This window comes from Paracraurococcus lichenis (assembly GCF_030657435.1).
Lineage (GTDB): Bacteria > Pseudomonadota > Alphaproteobacteria > Acetobacterales > Acetobacteraceae > Paracraurococcus > Paracraurococcus lichenis.
This window is the reverse complement of the sequence record NZ_JAUTWS010000002.1, coordinates 184,263-204,457: the sequence shown is the minus strand read 5'-3', so window position 1 is coordinate 204,457 and position 20,195 is coordinate 184,263. Positions and strand designations below refer to the sequence as shown.

At 68.8% G+C, this 20,195-nt stretch carries 18 protein-coding genes; 5 read left to right on the top strand and 13 right to left on the bottom strand.

Annotated features, from left to right (window positions below; genetic code table 11):
* Positions 1–85 precede the first annotated feature (85 nt).
* On the top strand, positions 86–1,504 hold the full coding sequence (locus Q7A36_RS02870; protein ID WP_305102137.1) for a homospermidine synthase: 1,419 nt from the start codon (positions 86–88) through the stop codon (positions 1,502–1,504).
* A gap of 42 nt (positions 1,505–1,546) precedes the next feature.
* Here Q7A36_RS02870 and Q7A36_RS02865 read toward each other — a convergent pair whose 3' ends face one another.
* The gene (locus tag Q7A36_RS02865; protein ID WP_305102136.1) at positions 1,547–2,419 is read right to left on the bottom strand and encodes a TauD/TfdA dioxygenase family protein; all 873 of its coding nucleotides are present in this window, start codon (positions 2,417–2,419) and stop codon (positions 1,547–1,549) included.
* Positions 2,420–2,558: 139 nt separating this feature from the next.
* Between Q7A36_RS02865 and Q7A36_RS02860 the strand changes: the two genes are divergently transcribed.
* Complete coding sequence (locus Q7A36_RS02860; RefSeq protein ID WP_305102135.1) at positions 2,559–2,969, top strand: carboxymuconolactone decarboxylase family protein; 411 nt, start codon at positions 2,559–2,561, stop codon at positions 2,967–2,969.
* Positions 2,970–2,974: 5 nt separating this feature from the next.
* On the opposite strand, the gene Q7A36_RS02855 is transcribed toward Q7A36_RS02860, so the two are convergent.
* The 5 genes from Q7A36_RS02855 to Q7A36_RS02835 form a co-directional block, all read right to left on the bottom strand.
* Positions 2,975–4,216: an aminotransferase-like domain-containing protein gene (locus tag Q7A36_RS02855; protein WP_305102134.1), complete on the bottom strand. Its 1,242-nt coding sequence runs from the start codon at positions 4,214–4,216 to the stop codon at positions 2,975–2,977.
* A 66-nt stretch (positions 4,217–4,282) separates the two neighbouring features.
* A complete protein-coding gene (locus tag Q7A36_RS02850) occupies positions 4,283–5,263 on the bottom strand; it encodes a zinc-dependent alcohol dehydrogenase family protein (RefSeq protein ID WP_305102133.1) in 981 nt (326 codons plus the stop codon).
* Between the two features lie 17 nt (positions 5,264–5,280).
* Complete coding sequence (locus tag Q7A36_RS02845; protein WP_305102132.1) at positions 5,281–6,045, bottom strand: SDR family NAD(P)-dependent oxidoreductase; 765 nt, start codon at positions 6,043–6,045, stop codon at positions 5,281–5,283.
* Entirely contained in the window at positions 6,042–7,001 is a 960-nt protein-coding gene (locus Q7A36_RS02840; protein ID WP_305102131.1) for a 3-hydroxyacyl-CoA dehydrogenase family protein, read from the bottom strand. The genes Q7A36_RS02845 and Q7A36_RS02840 overlap by 4 nt, the downstream gene beginning before the upstream one ends.
* A gap of 116 nt (positions 7,002–7,117) precedes the next feature.
* A complete protein-coding gene (locus tag Q7A36_RS02835; protein ID WP_305102130.1) occupies positions 7,118–8,773 on the bottom strand; it encodes a thiamine pyrophosphate-binding protein in 1,656 nt (551 codons plus the stop codon).
* Between the two features lie 72 nt (positions 8,774–8,845).
* Between Q7A36_RS02835 and Q7A36_RS02830 the strand changes: the two genes are divergently transcribed.
* Positions 8,846–9,304, top strand: a complete 459-nt coding sequence (locus Q7A36_RS02830; RefSeq protein ID WP_305102129.1) for a hypothetical protein — start codon at positions 8,846–8,848, stop codon at positions 9,302–9,304.
* An 82-nt stretch (positions 9,305–9,386) separates the two neighbouring features.
* Entirely contained in the window at positions 9,387–10,334 is a 948-nt protein-coding gene (locus Q7A36_RS02825; RefSeq protein WP_305102128.1) for a Bug family tripartite tricarboxylate transporter substrate binding protein, read from the top strand.
* On the opposite strand, the gene Q7A36_RS02820 is transcribed toward Q7A36_RS02825, so the two are convergent.
* The 7 genes from Q7A36_RS02820 to Q7A36_RS02790 form a co-directional block, all read right to left on the bottom strand.
* On the bottom strand, positions 10,331–10,807 hold the full coding sequence (locus Q7A36_RS02820) for a MaoC family dehydratase (protein WP_305102127.1): 477 nt from the start codon (positions 10,805–10,807) through the stop codon (positions 10,331–10,333). The two genes, Q7A36_RS02825 and Q7A36_RS02820, sit on opposite strands and share 4 nt — an antisense overlap.
* A complete protein-coding gene (locus tag Q7A36_RS02815) occupies positions 10,804–12,438 on the bottom strand; it encodes a hydantoinase B/oxoprolinase family protein (RefSeq protein ID WP_305102126.1) in 1,635 nt (544 codons plus the stop codon). The genes Q7A36_RS02820 and Q7A36_RS02815 overlap by 4 nt, the downstream gene beginning before the upstream one ends.
* The gene (locus tag Q7A36_RS02810; protein ID WP_305102125.1) at positions 12,435–14,489 is read right to left on the bottom strand and encodes a hydantoinase/oxoprolinase family protein; all 2,055 of its coding nucleotides are present in this window, start codon (positions 14,487–14,489) and stop codon (positions 12,435–12,437) included. The genes Q7A36_RS02815 and Q7A36_RS02810 overlap by 4 nt, the downstream gene beginning before the upstream one ends.
* A 3-nt stretch (positions 14,490–14,492) precedes the next feature.
* Positions 14,493–15,857 (bottom strand): TRAP transporter large permease, encoded by a 1,365-nt coding sequence (locus Q7A36_RS02805; RefSeq protein ID WP_305102124.1) that lies wholly within the window; start codon positions 15,855–15,857, stop codon positions 14,493–14,495.
* Complete coding sequence (locus Q7A36_RS02800) at positions 15,854–16,516, bottom strand: TRAP transporter small permease subunit (RefSeq protein WP_305102123.1); 663 nt, start codon at positions 16,514–16,516, stop codon at positions 15,854–15,856. Before Q7A36_RS02800 ends, Q7A36_RS02805 begins: the two co-directional genes overlap by 4 nt.
* Positions 16,513–17,589 (bottom strand): TRAP transporter substrate-binding protein, encoded by a 1,077-nt coding sequence (locus tag Q7A36_RS02795; protein ID WP_305102122.1) that lies wholly within the window; start codon positions 17,587–17,589, stop codon positions 16,513–16,515. Before Q7A36_RS02795 ends, Q7A36_RS02800 begins: the two co-directional genes overlap by 4 nt.
* Before the next feature lie 147 nt (positions 17,590–17,736).
* Positions 17,737–18,312: a transposase gene (locus tag Q7A36_RS02790; RefSeq protein WP_305102121.1), complete on the bottom strand. Its 576-nt coding sequence runs from the start codon at positions 18,310–18,312 to the stop codon at positions 17,737–17,739.
* Positions 18,313–18,577: 265 nt separating this feature from the next.
* Here Q7A36_RS02790 and Q7A36_RS02785 point away from each other — a divergent pair, with 265 nt between their 5' ends.
* Positions 18,578–20,128: a P-loop ATPase, Sll1717 family gene (locus Q7A36_RS02785; protein ID WP_305102120.1), complete on the top strand. Its 1,551-nt coding sequence runs from the start codon at positions 18,578–18,580 to the stop codon at positions 20,126–20,128.
* Positions 20,129–20,195: the final 67 nt, after the last annotated feature.

Here is a 20,195-nt window from a genome sequence, read left to right as displayed (position 1 = left end):
CCGTCCCGAACGACAATCCTGTTGCAACGCCGCCGGCCCCGTGCCGGCGGTGTTGCGCCGCCATGTGCCCTGGAGGTCCGCTTCAATGATCCATGCCACCTTCTCCGGCCGCCTGGTGATGCTCGGCTTCGGCAGCATCGGCCAGGGCGTGCTGCCGCTCATCCTGCGCCACATCGCCATCCCGCGGGAGAACATCGCGATCGTCACCGCCGAGGAGCGCGGCCGCGAGGTCGCGGCCGAATACGGCATCACCTTCACGGTCGAGCCGGTCACGCGCGACAACCTCCGCGACGTGCTGGTGCCGCGCCTGAAGAAGGGCGACTTCCTGCTGAACCTCTCGGTCGACGTCTCCTCGGTCGAGCTGATGAAGCTCTGCCAGGAGCTCGACGTGCTCTACCTCGACACGGTGGTCGAGCCCTGGGCCGGCGGCTACACCGATCCCTCGCTCACGCCCTCCCAGCGCTCCAACTACGCGATGCGGGAGGAGGCGATCGCGCTCCGGGAATATGCGAAGGGCGGCCCCACCTCCATCACCGCGCATGGCGCCAATCCGGGCCTGGTCAGCCATTTCGTGAAGCAGGCGCTGCTCGACATCGCCCGCGACACCGGCGCGCCGATCGCCTCGCCGCCGCCGGCTTCCAACCGCGCGGCCTGGGCGCGGATCGCGCAGGACCTGGGCGTGAAGGTGATCCACATCGCCGAGCGCGACACCCAGGTGGCCAACCGCCCGAAAAAGCCGGGCGAGTTTGTCAATACCTGGTCGGTCGACGGCTTCGTCGGCGAGGGCTGCCAGCCCGCCGAGCTCGGCTGGGGCACGCATGAGACGGCGTTGCCGGCGGATGGCCACCGCCACGGCTTCGGCTGCGACGCGGCGATCTACCTGATGCGCCCGGGGGCCAGCACGCGCGTGCGGACCTGGACGCCGCTGGAAGGCCCCTTCCACGGCTTCCTGATCACCCATAACGAGAGCATCTCGCTGGCCGACTACTACACGGTCCGTGACGAACAGGGGAAGGCGGTGTACCGCCCGACGGCGCATTACGCCTACCATCCCTGCGACGACGCGGTGCTCTCGGTGCATGAGCTGGCCGGCAAGAACTGGCAGATGCAGCCGGAGAAGCGGCTGATGACCGACGAGATCGTCCGCGGCATGGACGAACTCGGCGTGCTGCTGATGGGCCACGGGAAGGGCGCCTACTGGTACGGCTCGCGCCTGACGATCGAGGAGGCGCGCCGCCTGGTGCCGCACAACAACGCCACCTCCCTGCAGGTGACGGTCGCGGTGCTGGCCGGTGTGATCTGGGCCATCGAGAACCCGCGCCGCGGCGTGGTCGAGAGCGACGAGATCGACCACGACCGCGCGCTGGAGATCTGCCGCCCTTATCTGGGCGAGGTCGTGGGCGTCTATTCCGACTGGACCCCGCTGCAGGACCGCGGCGGGCTCTTCCCGGAGGATCTGGACACCAGCGACCCCTGGCAGTTCAAGAACATCCGCGTGGTCTGACGCGGATGCGACGCGGGGGCGCCCTGCCCCCGCGCCTTCGCCTCAGAACGGCGTGTCGCCGCAGATGGTCACGCGGTGCATGATGCGCGTCTCCGCGGGGTAGTCGTTGATCGCGAAGTGCATCGTGCAGCGATTGTCCCAGAAGGCGAGCGACCCGCTGCGCCAGCGGAAGCGGCAGGTGAATTCCGGCCGGGTCGCATGCTGCATGAGAAAGTCGATCAGCGGCCGGCTCTCGGCCTCCGTCATGTCCTCGAACCGGTGCAGGTGGCCGCCGACGAAGAGCGCCTTGCGCCCCGTCTCCGGATGCGTCCGCACCAGCGGATGGGTCGAGATGGTCTGGGTGTCGCCGGGATCGATCACCTTCATGGAGATCTTGTCGGCGTAGTATTCCCGGCGCGTCTTGCCGTCGTGGCTGCTGAAATTGTCGCCGCGATAGACGCCCTTCAACCCATCCAGCATCCGCCGCATCCCCGGCGAGAGCGTCTCATAGGCCAGATACTGGTTGGTCCATAGCGTGTCGCCGCCGGCCGAGGGGATCTCGACGCCGTAGAGGATGGTCCCCATCGCCGGCTTGGCGGTGAAGGCCTGGTCGGAGTGCCAGGAGCCGCCGAAATTCTTCTTGTCCGCCGGCGTCTTCCGGATCTCCAGCACCTCCGGATAGTCGTCCATCCCGGCCATGTAGGGATGCAGGTGGATTTCCCCCCAGCGCCGCGCGAAGGCGAGCTGGGTCGGCGGCGTGAGCCGCTGATCGCGGAAGAAGATCACCAGGTTGTCCAGCAGCGCCTTCCGGATCTCGCTCAGCACCGCCTCCGGCAGGTCCTGCGAGAGGTCGACGCCGGAAACCTCGGCGCCGAGCGAGCCGGCGATGCGGTTGACCTCGAGATGGCGGTACTCGCTATTGCGCAGCCCATCCATGGCCGTCCTCCTGGGTCTTGCTCTTGCCGCCAAGCCTGCGCCTAGGCCGGCCGCGGCGCAACCTGCGCGTGGCCCTTCGCAGCCGGAAAGCCCGGGTCTAGCCTGCCCGCCTGGAGCGGAATTCCAAAGGGAGGCAGCGATGGCGACCCATGACTGGGACGAGAACGAGTTCTTCAAGGCCGGCAAGGAAGTCTGGTTCGAGATGCGCGGCCCCGCCGTCGCGCAGAAGGCGATGGACGAGGCCGCGCAGCACGAGATGACACGCGACCTGCGGCAATACCTGTTCGAGCACTGCTTCGGCGCGGTCTGGAACCGCCCGGGGCTGGAGCGCGCGACCCGCAGCACCATCACCATCTCCGTCCTGACGGCGCTCGGCCGGACAGAGGAGCTGAAGTCGCATATCCGCATGGGCCTGAACAACGGCCTGACGCGGGAGGAGCTGAAGGAGATCTTCCTGCATGTCGGCATCTATGCCGGCGTGCCGACCGCCGTCGCCGCGGTGCGCGCGGCGATGGAGGTCTTCGCGGAGCTCGACAAGCCGAAGGGCTGAACCCGTCAGCCCGGCGCGTGGCGGATATTGCCGCTCTGCGCCGGGATGCCGGTCTGCTCGTAGCAGACGCGGGCGAAGGCGGCGACGCCCTCGCGGATCTCCTCCTTCGAGGGCAGCGCGAAGCAGAGCCGGAGCTGCGACTTCGCGCTCTCCGGGTCGCAGGCCCATTCGGGGCCGGGGTTGAACTGGATGCCGCGTTCCGCCGCCGGCTTGACCAGCTTGCGCACATCCACCGCCTCCGGCAGCTTCAGCCAGAGAAAGATGCCGCCCTTCGGCACGAAGCATTCGGCGGCGCTGCCGAACTCGCGCGCCACCGCCTCCAGCATCGCCTGCAGCTTCCCCTCCAGCACGCCCGACAGCGCCGCGACATGGCTGTCGAAATGCTTCGAGAAATACTCGGCGACCAGCATCTGCTCCACGGCGCCGGTGCCGCCATCGGTCTTCAACGAGAGCAGGCGGGACAGCACCGGCCAGGGCGCGACCGCATAGGCGGCGCGCAGCGCCGGCGCGAGGGTCTTGGAGAAGGAGCCGATATGGATGACCTGCGCCGGGTCCAGCGCATAGAGCGCGGGCGGCGCCTGCGCCCCGGCCCAGATCAGGTCGGCATAGCACTCGTCCTCGAAGACCGGCACGCCATGCGCGCGGGCCAGCGAGAGCATCTGCTGCCGCCGCTCGAGCGGCAGGATGGACCCCGTCGGGTTCTGGATGGTCGGGATGGTGTAGAGGTATTTCGGCACCACGCCGCGCGCCTTCAGGCCGTCCAGCGCATCGGAGAGCGCGTCCATCCGCATCCCCTCCCCGTCCAGCGCCACCGGCACGATGGTGACGCCGCGCTTCCTGATGCGGGAGAGCGCGCCGCCATAGGAAAGCTCCTCGACCAGCACCGTGTCGCCGGGCTCGAGCAGCAGGTCGTTGACCAGGTCGAGGCCCTGCAGCGAGCCGGAGGTGATGAGCACGTCGTCGCGCGTGCAGGCGACGCCGCGGTGGCGCCGCAGCTTGTCCACGACCAGGTCGCGCATGCCCGCATGACCCTGCGGCCCGTGGCCCAGGTTGTAGAGCGCGAGGCTCGCCCCCTCCCGCGTCAGCGCCGCCGCGGCGGCCTCGGCCAGCGCCGCGACCGGGACACGCGTCGGGTCGTTGTGGCCGCCGACGAAATTGTATTTGGGGAAGCCGGTGAAGCGCGGCGTGGGCTCGGGCGCGCCCTTGCGGAAGAGGCGCGCATAATCGGGGCCGGGTTGCGGGCTCATGGGCGTGTCCTCGGTCGTTCCTTTGCCGGCAGTCTGGCGCCCGCCCCGCCGCGCGGCAAGCCGGCCTCAGGGCGCCAGGACCAGCGCCCCCGTCACCTGCCCCGCCCGCAGCCGGTCCAGCGCCTGCACGGCCTGGTCCAGCGGCAGCACCTCCACCTCCGTCCGGACGGGCACGCGCGGCGCGAGCGCCATGAAGGCCTCGCCATCGGCGCGCGTCAGATTGGCGACGGAGCGGAGGCTGCGCTCCTCCCAGAGGATGGCGTAGGGAAAGGCCGGGATGTCGCTCATGTGGATCCCGGCGCAGACCACGGTGCCGCCGCGGTCCACCGCGCGCAGGGCGGCCGGCACCAGCGCGCCGATGGGCGCGAAGATGATGGCGGCATCGAGCGGCTCGGGCGGCGCCTCCTCCGACCCGCCGGCCCAGACGGCGCCGAGGCCGCGGGCGAAGTCCTGCGCCGCGCGGTCGCCGTCGCGGGTGAAGGCGAACACCTCCCGCCCCTCGTGCCGCGCCACCTGCGCCACGATATGCGCGGCCGCGCCGAACCCGTAGAGGCCGAGGCGGCGCGCGTCGCCCGCCATGCGCAGCGCGCGATGCCCGATCAGCCCGGCGCAGAGCAGCGGCGCGGCCTCGGCATCCGCATAGCCCTCCGGCACCGGCAGGCAGAAGCGCGCATCGGCGACGGCATATTCTGCATAGCCGCCATCGATCTGGTAGCCGGTGAAGCGCGCCTGCCCGCAGAGGTTCTCGCGGCCGGAGCGGCAGAAGCGGCAGGAGCCGCAGACATGGCCCAGCCAGGGCACGCCGACGCGCTGCCCTGGCGCGAAGCGCTCCGCGCCCGGCCCTGCCTCGACCACGCGACCGACGATCTCATGGCCCGGGACGACGCATGGCTTCGGCGCGGGCAGCTCGCCATCCACCACATGCAGGTCGGTGCGGCAGACCGCGCAGGCGGCGACGCGGATCAGCACCTGGCCGGGACCGGGCCGCGGATCCGGCACCGCCTCCGCCACCAGCCGCCCCGGGGCATGCAGCCGCATCGCACGCATCGCGGTCCCCCTTCGTGTCAGGCGAGCGTCAGCCCGCCATCCACCGTGATCGTCTGCCCCGTCACCATGGCGGCGCCGGCCAGCAGGAACAGCATCACCTCCGCCAGGTCGTCCGTGGTGCAGCGCCGCTTCAGCAGCGCCTTGTCGATCGAGCTGCTGCGCTGCTCGTTCGTCCATTCGATCATCCAGGCGCTGTCCACCGCGCCCGGCGCCACGGCATTCACCCGCACCTCGGGCGCGAGCGCCCGCGCCAGGTTCTTCGTCAGGCTGACCACGCCCGCCTTGGTCGCGCCATAGGCCATGGAGGACCCGACCGCGCCGAGCCCCGCGATGGAGGCAGTGTTCACCACCGCGCCCTTCGCCGCCCGCAGCGCCGGCGCCGCAGCCTTGGTGCAACGGAAGACGCCGACCAGGTTCACCTGCACCAGCGTGTCCCAGAGTTCCTCGGTGATGCGGTCCAGCTCCTTCGGCGCGATGCTGGTGCGGCTGCCCGGCGTGCCCGCATTGTTGGCGAGGTAGTCCAGCCGGCCGAGATCGGCGACCGCCTGCTCCACCATCCGCACGCAATCCGCGGGATCGCCGACATTGCCGGGGGCGGCGATGACATCCAGCCCCTCGGCCCGCAATGCTTCCACCTGCTCCGGCCCGCGCGCGTCATCGGCCAGGTGGTTGATCGCCACCTTCGCGCCGTTGCGCGCCAATTGCGTCGCCAGGGCAAGGCCGATGCCCGAGGCGGCGCCGGTGACGAGGGCCGTCCGGCCCGTGAGTTCGTAGCGGATCATGCGTCGCGCTCCAGTCCCGCCATGGTGCCGATCTCCCGCATCGCCTGCTTGAGGGCGATGAGCCTGCGGTCCCGCGCCTCGAAGAGCTTCGCGGGATCGTCCGGCCAATCGTAGTAGCCGGCGCCGGCGAGGACGCCGGTGCGGCCCTCCGCCACCAGCCTGTCGAGCACCGGGCTGCTGCCGCGCGGCTCGGGCGGCGTGTAGCTCTTGTTCCGCCCCACCGCCTGCATCAGCGGCAGGCCGGTGAAGTCCGCCTTGGCGTAGTAGCCGAGGATCGGCAGCCGCAGCGCCAGGCCATGGATGATGGCCGCGTCGATCTCGGGCGCCGTCGCCACGCCCTCGTCCAGCAGGTGCTGCACCTCCAGCCCGATCGCCGCCTGGATGCGGTTGGCGACATAGCCGGGGACGAATTTCTTCAGGCCCAGCGGCTGCTTGCCCATGGCCTTCAGCATGCCGAAGACCTGCTCGAAGGCCGCCGGCTCGCATTGCGGACCCGGGATCATGTCCACCAAATCCACCAGGTAGGGCGGCGTGTACCAGTGCGCGATCATGGCGCGCCGCTGCCGCGCTGCCGGGATCAGCGGGAAGACGTCGAGATGGCTGGTATTGCTGGCGATCGCCGCATCCGGCGGCGCGCAGGCATCCAGCCGCTCGTAGAGCGCGCGCTTGGCCTCCGGCACCTCGATGATCGCCTCCACGATCAGCTCGGCGCCGTCCACCGCCTCCTCCAGGCTCTCGTGCCGCGTCACCGCCTGGGCGAGATGGCCGGATGTCCAGTCCTTCGGCGCCTCGCCGCCCTCGACGAGCGTCGCCAGCGCCGTCTCCATCAGCCCTTGTGCTTTTGCCAAGGTCTCCGGATTGCTGTCGGTCAGCCGCACCCGGTGCCCGCCGAGCGCGAAGACCAGCGCCAGCGCATGCCCCATGGTGCCGGCGCCGATGACCGCCACGCGTGCCATGTTCAAGCCTCCTTCGATATTCGGCCGGCCGATTCACGCCGCCGCGCCTGCGGCGCGGCGACGATCGGACGACCCTGTTTAGGGTTTTGTTGCAGCGCAAACCCCGAGGGGTTTGCTTAGGGTGTCCAGGGCTCAGGCGCCCTGCAGTCGATGTCGGTGGCGACGTCCACCACCACGGTCTCGTCGCTCGCCATCGCCTCGGCCAGCGCGCCGGCGATGTCCTGCGGCCGCTCCACGCGGATGCCCTGCAGGCCGAATTGCCGCGCGACGGCGGCGAAGTCGGTCGGGCCGAAGCGCAGCACCTGCTCCGCCGCCACCGGCCGGTTGCCGGCCTGCTTCAGGTAGCCCGGCCAGCCCTGGCCGAAGCCGGAGTTGTTGTTCACCACCAGCGTCACCGCGATCCCGCGCCGCTTCGCCGTCTCCAGCTCCGGCAGGTGGTAGTAGAGCGCGCCGTCACCCGACCAGCACACCACCTTGCGCCGGGGCGCCGCCAGCTTCGCGCCGAGCGAGGCCGGGAAGGCCCAGCCGAGCGAGCCCGCGGCGCGCAGATAGGTCTGCGTCGGCTCGAGCTCGACCAGCGTGCCGGTCCAGATGCCGGAATAGCCGGTATCGGCGACCAGGATGCCATCCGCCGGCAGCGCGCGGCTGATCTCGGCGCAAAGCCGCGCCGGGTCGATGGCGACGGCCTCGCTGGCGAGGCGCGGTGCCATCGCCTTCCGCCAGGCCGCCATGATACCCTGCGCCTCCGCCAGGAAGGCGCCGTCCCGCGTCGGCCGGCCGAGCGCCGCGACCAGCGCCGCGAGCGACGCCCTGGGATCGCCGAGCAGCGCGACCTCCGCCGCATAGCTCCGTTCGAACTCCAGCGGATCGACATCGATCTGCACCACCCGCGTGCCCGGCCGCGGCACGCGCCAGGTATGCGTCACCTGGTCGCCGGTGTCGCAGCCGACGAAGAGCACGAGATCCGCCGCATGCACCACCTGGTTGGCGGGCGGCGCCGAGTAGTTGCCGACCACGCCGACATGCAACGGATGCTGGGTCGAGACCAGGCCGCGCGCGCCGAGCGAGGTGGCGATGGGCGTCCGCAGCGCCTCCGCCAGCGCCAGCAGCTCCGCCCCGCAGCCGGACAGCGCCGCGCCGTCGCCGGCGACGATCACGACGCGCAGCGAGGAGCGCAACGCCTCCGCCGCCGCCTGCACCGAGGCCGCATCCGCCATGGGCCGGTGCCGCGGCGCCGTCCAGGCCCCGAGCGCGGCGGGCTCCTCCGCTGTTTCGGAGGTCTCGACGAACTCCCCCATCAGCCCGTTGAGGTCGAGATGCACCGGCCGCGGCGGGACCGAGACGGCGGCCGCCCAGGCCTGGCGGAACTGCCGCGGCAGATCGGCCGCCTCATGCACCTGCGCCGCGAATTTCGTGACGGGCGCGAAGAGCGGCGCATGCGCCACCTCCTGGTAGGCATTGCGGTGCTGGTGGCCGATCGGCTTGTGCCCGGTCAGCGCCAGCACCGGGCTGCACGCGAGGAAGGCGTCCTGCAGCCCCGCGGCGAGGTTCGCCGTGCCGACCGACTGCGCCGCCACCACGCCCGGCCGGCCCGAGACGCGGGCATAGGCGTCGGCCATGTAGACCGCTGCCTTCTCGGTATGCGCCAGCACCGGCTGCAGGCCGATCCGTTCCATCTCCAGCAGCGTCCGCCGCAGCACCGCGTCCACGAAGAAGAAATGCGTCTGGCCGGAGGCCTTCAGGCTGCGCGCCAGCCACTCATAGCCCTGCATCGGGCGGTCCCCCCGCTTGTCGTTCCCTCGGTGCCGGCGATACTGCCCCGACAAGCGACAGGAGGAAACCCGATGGCCGACCTGCTGATCCAACCGGGGCGAGGCGAGGGCGTGCGCTACCAGGACCTCGAGAACCCCGCCGATGTCTGGCACTGGCTGGAGAACCCGCCGGCCGGCGCGACGGGGGGCATTCCCTATGCCTTCATCGCATCGCTCGGCGACGTGTCCCGCCCCGCGCCCTTCCTCTACACGGTCGAGCTCGACATCGCGGAACCCGACCTGCCCGCGATCTACGAGTGGTACGAGCAGGAGCACCTGCCGCTGCTGACCTCGGTGCCCGGCTGCATCGGCGGCACACGCTACCGCCGCCTGGACGGCGGCGCGCCGAACCTGCTGGCGGCCTACCGCTTCGAGCGGCCGGAGGTGAACCAATCGGCCGAGTGGATCAAGGCCCGCAGCACCCCCTGGTGCGACCGGGTGCGGCCGCTCTTCCGGAGCACTCGCCGCTACGTGCGGCGACTCGTCGATTGAATCCGCGGCGGCGCCTTCGCTAGCCTCTCCCCCCAGGGCACCCGCGGCGACAAGCGGGGCCGATGGGAGAGGAGACGACGGGATGCGCCACGCATCGCGCCTGGCCACGCTGGCGATCGGGCTGCTGCTCTGGGCCGGGCTGGCCCGGAGCCAGCCGGCCCAGACGCAGCTCATCATTCCCTGGCCGGCGGGCGGCGGCACCGACATCATCGGCCGCCTGATCCAGCCGGTCTTCGCCGAGGAACTCGGCAGCCAGCTCGTCATCCGCAATGTCGGCGGCGCCACCGGCACCATCGGCACGGCGGAGGTCGCGCGCTCGAAGCCCGACGGGCTGACGCTGATGCTGACCTCCATGTCGCCCGTCGCCGTCCAGCCGAGCTTCCGCGCCAACCTGCCCTATCGCGCCGACAGCCTCGCGCCCGTCTGCCTGGTGGCGGAGGCGCCGCTGACGCTGATGACGCCGAAGACAACCGGCATCCGCACCGTGGCCGATATCGTGACGCGGGCGAAGGCGACGCCGGGCCAGGCGCCCTATGCCTCGGGCGGCGTCGGCGGCCTCGGCCATCTCGCGATGACCGGCCTCACGCGTTCGCTCGGGATCGAGATGAACCACGTGCCCTTCCGCGGCTCCGGCGACAGCGTGCTGGCGATGCAGTCCGGCACGGTGCTGATGCTGGCGGCGGAGGCGAACCTGGTGGCGCAGTACCAGCTCCACGCCATCGCGGTCTTCGCCGAGGCGCGCGTCGCCGACATGCCGCAGGCGCCGACGTTGCGGGAACTGGGGCACGACCTCGTCTATCCGCTCTGGACCGGGATCTTCGCACCCGCTGGCCTGCCGCCGGCGGTGCTGGAGCGGCTCGACGCCGCCTGCGCACGCACCTTGCGCACACCGAGCGTGGTGGAGGGGATGACGCGCGCCTCGCATCCCATCCGTTATCTCGACCACCGGCAGTTCGCCCGCTACGTGCGCGCCGAGGTGGAGAAATATGCCGAGCTGATCGCCGCCTCCGGCCTGAAGCAGGCCGACTAGGCCGGGCGCCGGCGCAGCAGGTAGCGATGGCGCCCCTCCAGCACCTGCACGCCGTGCTGGTTGTGGATGGTCGCCCGCAGGCCGAGGATGCCGGTGCTTCGCTGCGGCGTCAGCTCGTCCACCTCCAGCAGGGGGTAGAGCGTGTCGCCCAGCACCACCGGGTGCAGGAAGCGCGTGGACTGCTCGAGGAAGCCCTTCAGCGACTCCTCGACCATGTGCGGAAAGAGGCCGGCGCCGGCGCAGGTCTGGATCGTCACCTGGTAGCCATGCGCCAGCATGCCGGGCAGGCCATGCGCCTTGCAGTACTCCACGTCGTAGTGGATCGGGTGGTTGTCGCCCGAGGCGGCCTGGAAGGCAGCGAAGAGGCCGCTGGTCATGGTGCGGCTCGGCAGCGGGAAGCGCTCGCCGAGCGAGAAATCCTCGAACCAGCGCTGCTCCGGCACCAGCCGGTGCTGCCGTGGGTCGAACGTCACGTCGTCACGTAGCCCAGCGCCAGGTCGCGCGCCCACGCCGCCGGGTCGCGCTTCGCCGGATCGCCGAAGCCGCCGCCGCCCGAGGTCTCCAGCCGCACCCGGTCGTCCCGCTGCAGCGGGACGTTGTCGGACTTGGGCGGCAGCGGGCTCTCCGCGCCGTCGCGCGTCAGCACCAGCCGCCCGACCGAGGCCGGGCCGCCGCCCGCGAGGCCATAGGGCGCATGGACGAAGCGGTCCATGTTGGCGGTGAAGAAGCAGCGCGGGCTGTCCACCCGCCATTCCCGCAGCAGGCCGAGGCCGCCGCGCCGTTCCCCGGCGCCGCCGCTGTCCGGCAGCAGGCCGTAGCGCGTGATGGTCAGCGGCGCCTGCGCCTCGATCATCTCGATGGGGATGTTGCTGTTGTTGTGCATGCCCGCCGAGAGGGCGTTCACGCCATCCTTCGCCGGATGCGCACCGGTGCCGCCGATCTCGATTTCCACGAGGACCTCGCGCCGCTGGTCCTCCCCGACCGTCTGGAAGGTGCAGACGTAGGAATTGCCGTAATAGGCCGCGGGGATGCGGTCCGGCACCGCCTGATGCAGCGCGCCGAACATGGCATTCAGCAGCCGATGCGTCACCGCGATGCGGTGCACCACCGGCGCGGGATGGCGGGCATTCACCACCAGCCCCTCCGGCGCAATGGTGGTCACCGGGCGATAGCAGCCGGCATTGGCGGCGAAGGGCTCGTCGCAGGCGCACATGACAGCGAACATCACGGCGGCATTGCTGCTGGCCAGGGTCGCATTGGTCGGCCCCTGCACCTGCGGCGAGCAGCCCGAAAGGTCCACCGAGATGCTGTCGCCCTGGATCGTCAGCGCGACATGCAGTCGGATCGGCTTGTCGAGGTCGATGCCGTCATCGTCCAGCCAATCCGTGAACTCGTAGGTTCCGTCCGGCATGCGGGAGATGGCGGCGCGCATCGCCTGCTCGCTCATGTCGAGGATCCGGCGCCCGGCCTCGATCATCCCCTCGGCGCCGTAGCGCGTGGCGAGCCGCCGCAGCGCCGCGGCGCCGACCTCCAGCGAGGCGATCTGGCTTTGCAGGTCGCCCAGCAGCAGCTCGGGCTTGCGGATATTCTGCCGGATCATCGCCCAGACGCCCTCGTTCCGCCTGCCGTTCTCGATCAGCTTCAGCGGCGGGATGCGCAGGCCTTCCTGGAAGATCTCGATCGCCTTGGCGGCATAGCTGCCGGCGACCAGCCCGCCGACATCGATGTGGTGGCAGAGCGTCCCGACGAAGGCAATGCGCCGGCCCTCGTGGAAGACCGGCTTGAAGGCGCAGATGTCCGGCAGGTGCTGCCCGCCGCAATAGGGGTCGTTGGAGATGACGACGTCGTCCGGGCCCCAGGTCGCGGGGTCCACCCACTTGTCCAGCAATTCCCGCAGGAAATGCGACATGCTGTTGAGATGGCTCGGGATGCGGGCGGACTGCGCCAGGTTGTTGCCCTCGGCATCGAAGACGGCCGTGGAATAGTCCAGCAACTCCCGCACGATGGTGCTGCGGCTGGTGCGCCAGACCGTCACGTCCATCTCCGCCGCGGCGGCCGTCAGCGCGTTGCGGATGACCTCGATCTCGATGGGGCCGAGGGTCATGCGCCAACACTCCTTGCGTCCATTTGGGCGATGAGGGCGCCGGCAGCGCCGAGCATGGCGGTCCAGCCGCGTCCGATCCAATGGGTGGCGAAGGGTTCCTCGACGATGGCGGGGCCGATGATGCGGTCCTCGGGCGGCAGCGCCTCGCGGTCCCAGACCGGCACGTCGCGCCAGGCGCCGTCCTCGAAGACGCGGCGGCTGCCCTTCAGCGCCGGGCGTGCGGCGGGCGTCGCCTCCGCAGCATCGGGCTTCGGCAGGCGTCCGGTGGCGATGGCCCGCAGGGTGACGATCTCGACCGCCTCGGCCTCGTCGGCGTAGCTGAAGCGCTGGCGGTGCATGGCGTGGAAGCGGGCCAGCAGCGGCGCGAGCGCCGTCGCCTCCGGCCAGGGCACCAACAGCTCGAAGGCCTGGCCGTGGTAGCGCATGTCGGCGGCGACCGCGACCTCGCGCTGCCCGGGCGGCACGCCGTCCCGCGCCAGGCCGGCCTCCGCCTCCGCCCGCAACTCGGCCACCAGCGCCTCGACCATGGGCAGGCTGGCCGGCACCGCCGGCATCACGCGCGAGCGCGCGATGTCCTGCACGAGGTCCGAGTAGAGAATGCCATAGGCGGAGAGCGTGCCGGGCTCGCGCGGGAAGATCACCTCGCGGATGCCCATCTCCGCCGCCACGTCGGTCGCGTGCAGCCCGCCGGCGCCGCCGAAGGAGAGCAGCGAGAAGTCGCGCGGATCCAGCCCCTTCTCGAACAGCGAGAGTCGCACCGCCGCGCCGAGATTGGCGTTCACCACGGTGAGCATGCCCTGCGCCGCCGGCTCCACCGCGAGGCCGAGCGGCGTGCCGACCTTCGCCGCGATCGCCGCGCGCGTCGCCGGCATGTCGAGCTTCATCATGCCGCCGAGAAAGTAGTCCGGATCCAGCCGTCCGAGCGCGAGGTTGGCATCCGTCACCGTCGGCTCCTCCCCGCCGCGGCCATAGGCGACCGGACCGGGACGCGAGCCGGCGCTGCGCGGGCCGACCGTCAGCCGCCCGCCATGATCGACGCTGGCGATGGAGCCGCCGCCGGCGCCGATGGTGCGCATCTCCACCATCGGCAGGCGCACCGGCAGCCGGTCGATCTCGCCCTGCGTCACCACGCTGACGCGGCCATCCTGCACGACGGAGACGTCGTAGCTGGTGCCGCCCATGTCGACCGCGACCAGGTTCGGCCGCGCCAGCAACTGCGCGATGCGCCCCGCGGCCAGCGCACCGCCGGAGGGGCCGGAGAGCAGCAGCCGCGCCGGTTGCGCGGCGGCCTGGCGCAGGCTGCAGACGCCGCCATTGGACTGCACCAGGAAGACCAGCGGGTGGAATCCGCCCTCGCCCAGCCGCGCCTCCAGCCGGTCGAGATAGGCCTTCACGACGGGCATCAGCAGCGCGTTCAGCACGGTCGTGCTGCTGCGCTCGTATTCGCGGATCTCCGGGCTGATCTCGGCGGAGAGCGACACGGGCAGCGAGGGCCGCGCCGCGGCGATCAGCGCCTTCAGCCGCTGCTCATGCGCCGGGTTGGCATAGCTGTGCAGCAGGCAGACCGCCACCGCCTCCGCCCCCAGCGCGTCCAGCCGCGCGATCAGGCCGGGCAAAGCGGATTCGTCGAGCGGCAGTTCGGCCGTGCCGTCCGCCCGCATGCGCTCGGGCACGCCGAGGCGCCGGTCGCGCTCGATCAGGCAGGGAAAGGGGTCGAGGTCCACCTTGTAGAGGTCCCGCCGCACATGGCGGGTGATCTCCAGCACGTCCTCGAACCCGGCCGTGGTCAGCAGCACGCCGCGGGCAAGCTTCCGCTCCAGCACCGCATTGGTGGCGATGGTGGTGCCGTGCAGCAGCAGGCCGACCTCGGCGAGCGCGAAGCCGAAGCGCTCCGCCGCCTCGGTAACGCCGCGCAGCAGGCCGATGCTCGGGTCCTCCGGCGTGGTCGGCGTCTTCCAGGCGCGCACGCTGCCATCGCGGGCATCGAGCACCTGCAGGTCGGTGAAGGTGCCGCCGATATCGACGGCGATGCGGACAGGACGTTCGCTCATGCCTCAACCCATAAGCCTTGGGAGCCAGAGCGCAATCCCCGGCCAGATCATCAGCAGCGCAACCGCCAGCAGATAGGCGGCCAGGAAGGGCGTGACGCCCACGAAGACGTCGGTGATCGGCCCGGGGCGCGGCCGCATGCCCTGCAGCACATACATCACCGTGCCGTCCGGCGGGCTGATCTGCGCGATCTCCACCAGCATGGTCACCATCACCCCGAACCAGATCGGGTCGTAGCCGAGCGCGGTCACGACCGGGAAGACCACGGGCACCGTGGTGATGATCATGGAGAAGCCCTCCATGAAGGTGCCGAGCGCGAGATAGAGCGCCAGGATCGCCGCCATGATCGCCCAGGGCGGCAGCGGCAGGTGGCCGATGAACTGCGCCAGGGCCTGCGGCACGTTGATCGCGGTCAGCAGGTAGTTCAGCAGGTAGGCGCCGAAGATGATGAGGCCGAGCAGCGCCGTGTTGCGCGCCGTCGCTTCGGCGCTCGCGTTCAGCAGGCGGAAGGAGAGCTTGCCCTCGACCGCGGCGAAGAGCGCGGCGCCGACCACGCCGAGCGCGGCCGCCTCGGTCGGGGTCGCATAGCCCGCATAGATGGAGCCGAGCACGAGGAGCATCAGCAGCAGCGTCGGCACCAGGTCCAGCAGCGCCCGCAGCCGCATCGCCAGCGGCAGCGGTGCCGGCCGGTCCAACGGATGGGTCAGCCCATGCACCAGGATGACGGCGATGAACAGGCCGGTGACGAGCAGGGAGGGCAGCAGGGCGGCGACATAGAGCGCGCCGACGGAGGTTTCGGTGATCAGGCCGTAGATGATGAAGGTGATGCCGGGCGGGATCAGGTTGCCCAGCGCTCCGCCGGCCGCCAGCGAGCCCAGCACCATGCGCTGGCTATAGGCCGAGCTGTTGAAATAGGGCAGCGCGACCGAGCCCATGGTGGCGGCGGTCGCAACCGAACTGCCCGAGATTGCGGAGAAGACCGCGCAGGAGACGATGTTGGTGTGCAGCAGCCCGCCGGGCAGCCGGCCGAGCCAGGCATTCAGCGCGCGGTAGAGCCGGTCCGACAGGCCGGCGCGCAGCAGGATCTCCCCCATGAGCAGGAAGAGCGGCACGGCCACCAGCACGAAATTGGAGGACGGCCCCCACAGCGTCTGCCCGGCGAAGGCCCACCAGGGCCGGTCGGAAAAGGTGAGGCCGATGAGGATGCCGAGCAGCCCCAGCACCGCCGCGACATAGACGCCGGCGCCGAAGAAGACGAGGAAGACGCCGGTCAGAGCCAGGATCTCCGCGACCGGCACCGCCTGCCCGCCGGAGGCCGCGGCAACGATCGCGGCGGCCAGCAGGGCCAGCAGGAAGACGACCGCGATCATGGCTGGACCGTCCGTTGCAGGCCATCGGGCGCGTGGGCGCCCTCCCGCGCCATCCGCACCGCTTCCAGCGCCTCCTCGGTCTCGTCCTCCAGCGTGCGGGAGCCGAGCAGGCGGTCGAGCTCCTCAGCGCGGCCGAGCAGCAGGGAGAGCGCGGCTTCCACCGCCAGCACCGTGATCATCAGGCAGAAGGCCAGGATGCCGAAGCCCCAGATGCCCTGCGGCACCGCCAGAGGCAGGCGCAGCGCGCTGTTGTCATGCGCATCGAAGAGCAGGCTCTCATCCAGCAGCGACCAGGCGGCCCAGGCGCAGAACAGCGCGAAGCCCAGCAGCAGCAGCAGCGAGACCAGGTGCAGGACGGAGCGGATGCGCAGCGGCAGCCGGTTCACCCAGACATCCACCCGGATATGCGCCCGCCGCGCGAGGGTATGCGCCAAGCCCCAGGCGATGCCGCCGGCCAGCATGTAGCCGGTGACCTCGATGGTGGCCTTCGATGAGAAGCCGAACAGGCTGCGCGCCACCACGTCGAAAGTGATGAAGAGGGCGCAGGCCACGTAGTTCCAGCCCGCGACATGCGCCATCACGGCGGCGAGCGCCGAGATGCCCGCCCGCAGGCGCCGCGCCGCACGCAGCGGCGCCGGGATGGAAGCCGCGTCGCTCACCCGCCGAAGCGCACGCCGGCGAGCGGCGCGATCACCTGGTTGAAGGTCTCGCCACAGCGGGCGCCGCAGCGCTTGACGAAGCCGGGCAGCACGGTGCGGTCCAGGATCTCGCGCATCATGGCGCGGTCGGCCTCGGTCGGCGGGACCTCCGTCACCGGCCGCGTCGCCAAGGTGTGGATGCGGCAGGCATCCGCCTTGCCGGTGGCGCAGTCGAGCCCGTCGCGCGTCGCCGCCGCGCCGAGCGCCCACTGCTTCTCGTTCACCTCCGCGAGGCTCGCCTCCACCGCCGCCCGCACCGCGGGGTCGAGCCGGTTCCACCAGGCGAGGTTCACCATGTACCCCGCCAGCGCCCAGGAGACCGGCAGGGCCGAGACATGCGTCGTCACCTCCGGCCAGCGCGCCGCGACGCCGCTGCCCGTGCCGGTGATGGCGCAGTCCACCACGCCGCGCTCGAGCGCCGAATAGACCTCGGGGAAGCCGATGGAGACGGGCTGCGCGCCGAGGGCGGTGAAGAAATCGACCAGCGAGTTGCCGAAGGTCCGCACCTTGCGGCCCTTCAGCTCGGCCAGGCTGGCGAAGGGCTGGCGGCACCAGACCACCTGCGCCGGGAAGGGATAGATCACCATCAGCCGGGCGCCGAATCGCTCGAGGTCGCGGTTCACCACGGGCAGCATCGCCTCGGCGATCTTGCGCGCCGTGCCGATCTCGGGCGCGAGGCCGGCGAGGTCCACGCCATCGAGGATCGGCACGTCGCCCGAGAGCGTCGTCAGCGTGCTCGCGCCGATATCCGCCTGGCCGGAGCGCACCAGCCGCACGATCTCGGTGCCCGCGAGGTTGCGCTCGGCATGCGTCGAGAGCTGCACCTCGATCCGGCCGTTGCTCGCCGCGGCGAGGCCTTCCTTCAGCACCGGCACGTCGACGCGCGTATACTGCGGCTGCGTCGGCAGCGGCTGCGTGACCGCGACGATGCCAACCTTCGGCCCCGCCGGCACGGTGGGCGTCGACAGGGTCTGGGCCGGCGCGATCCCGCCGAGCCCGAGCGCCGCGACGGCGCCGAGCAGCATTCTCCTCATCAAGCATCTCCCTGCAGGCCGGTCGCGCTGCATCCGCCGCCGGAGCTTGCCATGCCGCAACCGGCCCGCCAGCCCCCGCGCAAGGCACGATCCGCGCCCGCGGGACGCGCGGTGCCCGCCGCGCGGGCAGCGCGGGCGCCGGCTGCATCAGGGCGGGGCGAAGCGCTTCGACCAGACGGGCCGCCCGCCCGCGATGCGCAGGAGATGGCCGAGATTGCGCAGCACCCCCCTCCCCGGCCAGCGCCGGGGGATGTCCTTGATGACCTTGGCGATGTCGCGGAACACCAGTTCGGACAAATCCGGGTCGGGCATCAGCCAGGGGAGCATCGGCAGCGCCGTGTAGAGGCGGAGCCTCCGCGCCAGCGTGATCCCCGCCATCTGCAACAGCCGCATGGCGCGGCGGGCGGCGCGGCAGAGCCAATAGGCGATGGCCGAGAGGGCGCGCGGGCAGTCGGGGTCGGCCAGCGCCTCCAGCAGCCGGGACCAGAGGCCGCCATGCGCGAGACGGCGGAAATGCCGGCCCACCGTGGCGCCCTTCCCCCAGCGCTCCGGCAGCAGGCGCCAGGGCTGGTCGGTGACCGCCATGTGCAGGATGGCGTCCATGCGAGCGCGGGGATCGACGAGCGGGGGGCCCGGCCGGTCCTCCGGCCGGAGATGCGGGCGCAGCGCGTCCCACTCGGCGTCCGAGAGGGGTTCCCAGGGGCGGCGGGGGGTGAAGGGCATGGCGGGGGCTCCCTCGGCGGCGCGGTCCTGGCTGGGAGGATAGGACGGCGGGCCAGGGAAGATCAAGACTATTTTCCTATTTTTGTTTGGTTAGGGTTGGCGTGAGGGTAGATAAACTAATTAGGAGATAATGCCATCCTCTAACTTGGGTTAGCCCTTAGCGACGAAGAAGTTGCGCTTAAAAACGAAAATTTTCCTTGGTTGCCATTGTCGCGACATTTCTGCTATGAAAATTCGACTCATCTACGACTATGGAGACCCCGGGATGGACAAGAAGAAAGTCATTCAGTCCCTGCATTTCGGACACGACGTCGCGGAACACGAAGCAAAAGAACTTGCAAAATATTTTGTGGAAACAGATCAGTGGCAGAAGATATTCGGTGGAAATGTAGACATTATCTATGGCGCAAAGGGATCAGGAAAAAGTGCAATTTATCATTTAATGATGGCGAAAGAGGATGAACTTTTCGATCGTGATATTCTTCTTGTTCCTGCTGAGAATCCCGACGAAGATCCAGCATTCAACGAAATAAGATCTGAACTACCGCCCACTGAGGACGAATTTATTGGGCTTTGGAAGCTTTACCTATGCTCAGTGGCTGCAGTTCGCGCACGAGATGCAGGAGTTAACAACCAAGCACTTCAAGATGTACTTTCGTATCTTGCTGATCTTAAACTGATTGATCGAGATCCAAGCCTCAACACAATTATAAAAAGAATCTCCGCCTATGTTACTTCATTTTTTCGCCCAAAAGATGTTTCTACAACCACCCACTTCGATCAAAGCGGTACGATAACCGGTATCACAGGGAAAATTTCATTCTCCGAACCCTCACTAGAAGCGAGAGACAAAGGGGTTCGCCCGATCAGAGAAATTCTCATAAAACTGAATTCTTCGCTTGAAGCCTCTGGCCAAACAATCTGGTTGTTGCTTGATAGGTTAGATGTCGCTTTTTCAGGCAATGATGAGATTGAATCCAGAGCTCTTCGAGCACTTTTTCAGGCTTATAAAGACATGGCGAGGCTAGATCGGATACGACCGAAGCTTTTTGTCCGATCTGATATATGGGATCGTATCATAAAGACCGGCTTCCGAGAGGCTACTCACGCAGCGAGCCCAGAAAAAAGCACTACACTTGCGTGGGACAATAGCCTTTTATTTAATGTCTTTATTCGTCGACTACTACAAAGCGACTTGCTATGTATTGATTACCAAATAAGGAAAGATGATGTCTTGAATGATATCGTTGCGCAAGAACAGCTAGTCGACAGGATATTTCCTGATAAAATTGATACAGGAAAAAATCCGCGGACTTTTGCTTGGGTTTGTGGCCGCCTTCAAGATGGGCGCAACCAAGCGACGCCCCGTGAACTAATCCAATTTCTATCTGCCCTAAGGAACCAGCAACTTCAACGATTTGAGAAATCGCTGGCCCCGCCGCTAGCTGAGTTGCTGTTTGAGCGTGCAGCATTCAAAGCAGCTCTGTTACCGGTGTCAAACAACAGACTGGTTAATACCATTTACGCTGAATACGCGTTTTGCAAAAATTGGGTAGAAGAGCTTAGAGGCAGAAAAAGCTTGCAATCAGTTGAAACACTAGGTGCGATTTGGAGTACGGAGTCGAAAGAGACATACAATAGGATTGATCAACTCCTAGCGATCGGTGTATTCAGGCGAATAGAATCCGTAGATGGAACCGTCTTCGAAATTCCACTACTTTATAGACCCTCGTTAAATATAGTTCGCGGAGCCGAAGTCGGTCTGAGACAGGACACACAAAAGATTTCTGATCTCGAAGAAGATTCAGACGACTGACAATTGTATTTTTTTTTGTCTTGGCCGCGTTAAAGGCGACTGCCAGCTTTTGGCGCGGCCGTAATAT

Coding starts and splice junctions, on each gene's coding strand:
- Q7A36_RS02870 (WP_305102137.1), top strand. CDS start 86: ATGATCCATGCCACCTTCTCCGGCCGCCTGGTGATGCTCGGCTTCGGC.
- Q7A36_RS02805 (WP_305102124.1), bottom strand. CDS start 15,857: ATGATCGCGGTCGTCTTCCTGCTGGCCCTGCTGGCCGCCGCGATCGTT.
- Q7A36_RS02815 (WP_305102126.1), bottom strand. CDS start 12,438: ATGACCCTCGGCCCCATCGAGATCGAGGTCATCCGCAACGCGCTGACG.
- Q7A36_RS02835 (WP_305102130.1), bottom strand. CDS start 8,773: ATGCAGGGCTATGAGTGGCTGGCGCGCAGCCTGAAGGCCTCCGGCCAG.
- Q7A36_RS02850 (WP_305102133.1), bottom strand. CDS start 5,263: ATGCGTGCGATGCGGCTGCATGCCCCGGGGCGGCTGGTGGCGGAGGCG.
- Q7A36_RS02845 (WP_305102132.1), bottom strand. CDS start 6,045: ATGATCCGCTACGAACTCACGGGCCGGACGGCCCTCGTCACCGGCGCC.
- Q7A36_RS02840 (WP_305102131.1), bottom strand. CDS start 7,001: ATGGCACGCGTGGCGGTCATCGGCGCCGGCACCATGGGGCATGCGCTG.
- Q7A36_RS02860 (WP_305102135.1), top strand. CDS start 2,559: ATGGCGACCCATGACTGGGACGAGAACGAGTTCTTCAAGGCCGGCAAG.
- Q7A36_RS02785 (WP_305102120.1), top strand. CDS start 18,578: ATGGACAAGAAGAAAGTCATTCAGTCCCTGCATTTCGGACACGACGTC.
- Q7A36_RS02825 (WP_305102128.1), top strand. CDS start 9,387: ATGCGCCACGCATCGCGCCTGGCCACGCTGGCGATCGGGCTGCTGCTC.
- Q7A36_RS02795 (WP_305102122.1), bottom strand. CDS start 17,589: ATGAGGAGAATGCTGCTCGGCGCCGTCGCGGCGCTCGGGCTCGGCGGG.
- Q7A36_RS02855 (WP_305102134.1), bottom strand. CDS start 4,216: ATGAGCCCGCAACCCGGCCCCGATTATGCGCGCCTCTTCCGCAAGGGC.
- Q7A36_RS02865 (WP_305102136.1), bottom strand. CDS start 2,419: ATGGATGGGCTGCGCAATAGCGAGTACCGCCATCTCGAGGTCAACCGC.
- Q7A36_RS02790 (WP_305102121.1), bottom strand. CDS start 18,312: ATGCCCTTCACCCCCCGCCGCCCCTGGGAACCCCTCTCGGACGCCGAG.
- Q7A36_RS02830 (WP_305102129.1), top strand. CDS start 8,846: ATGGCCGACCTGCTGATCCAACCGGGGCGAGGCGAGGGCGTGCGCTAC.
- Q7A36_RS02810 (WP_305102125.1), bottom strand. CDS start 14,489: ATGAGCGAACGTCCTGTCCGCATCGCCGTCGATATCGGCGGCACCTTC.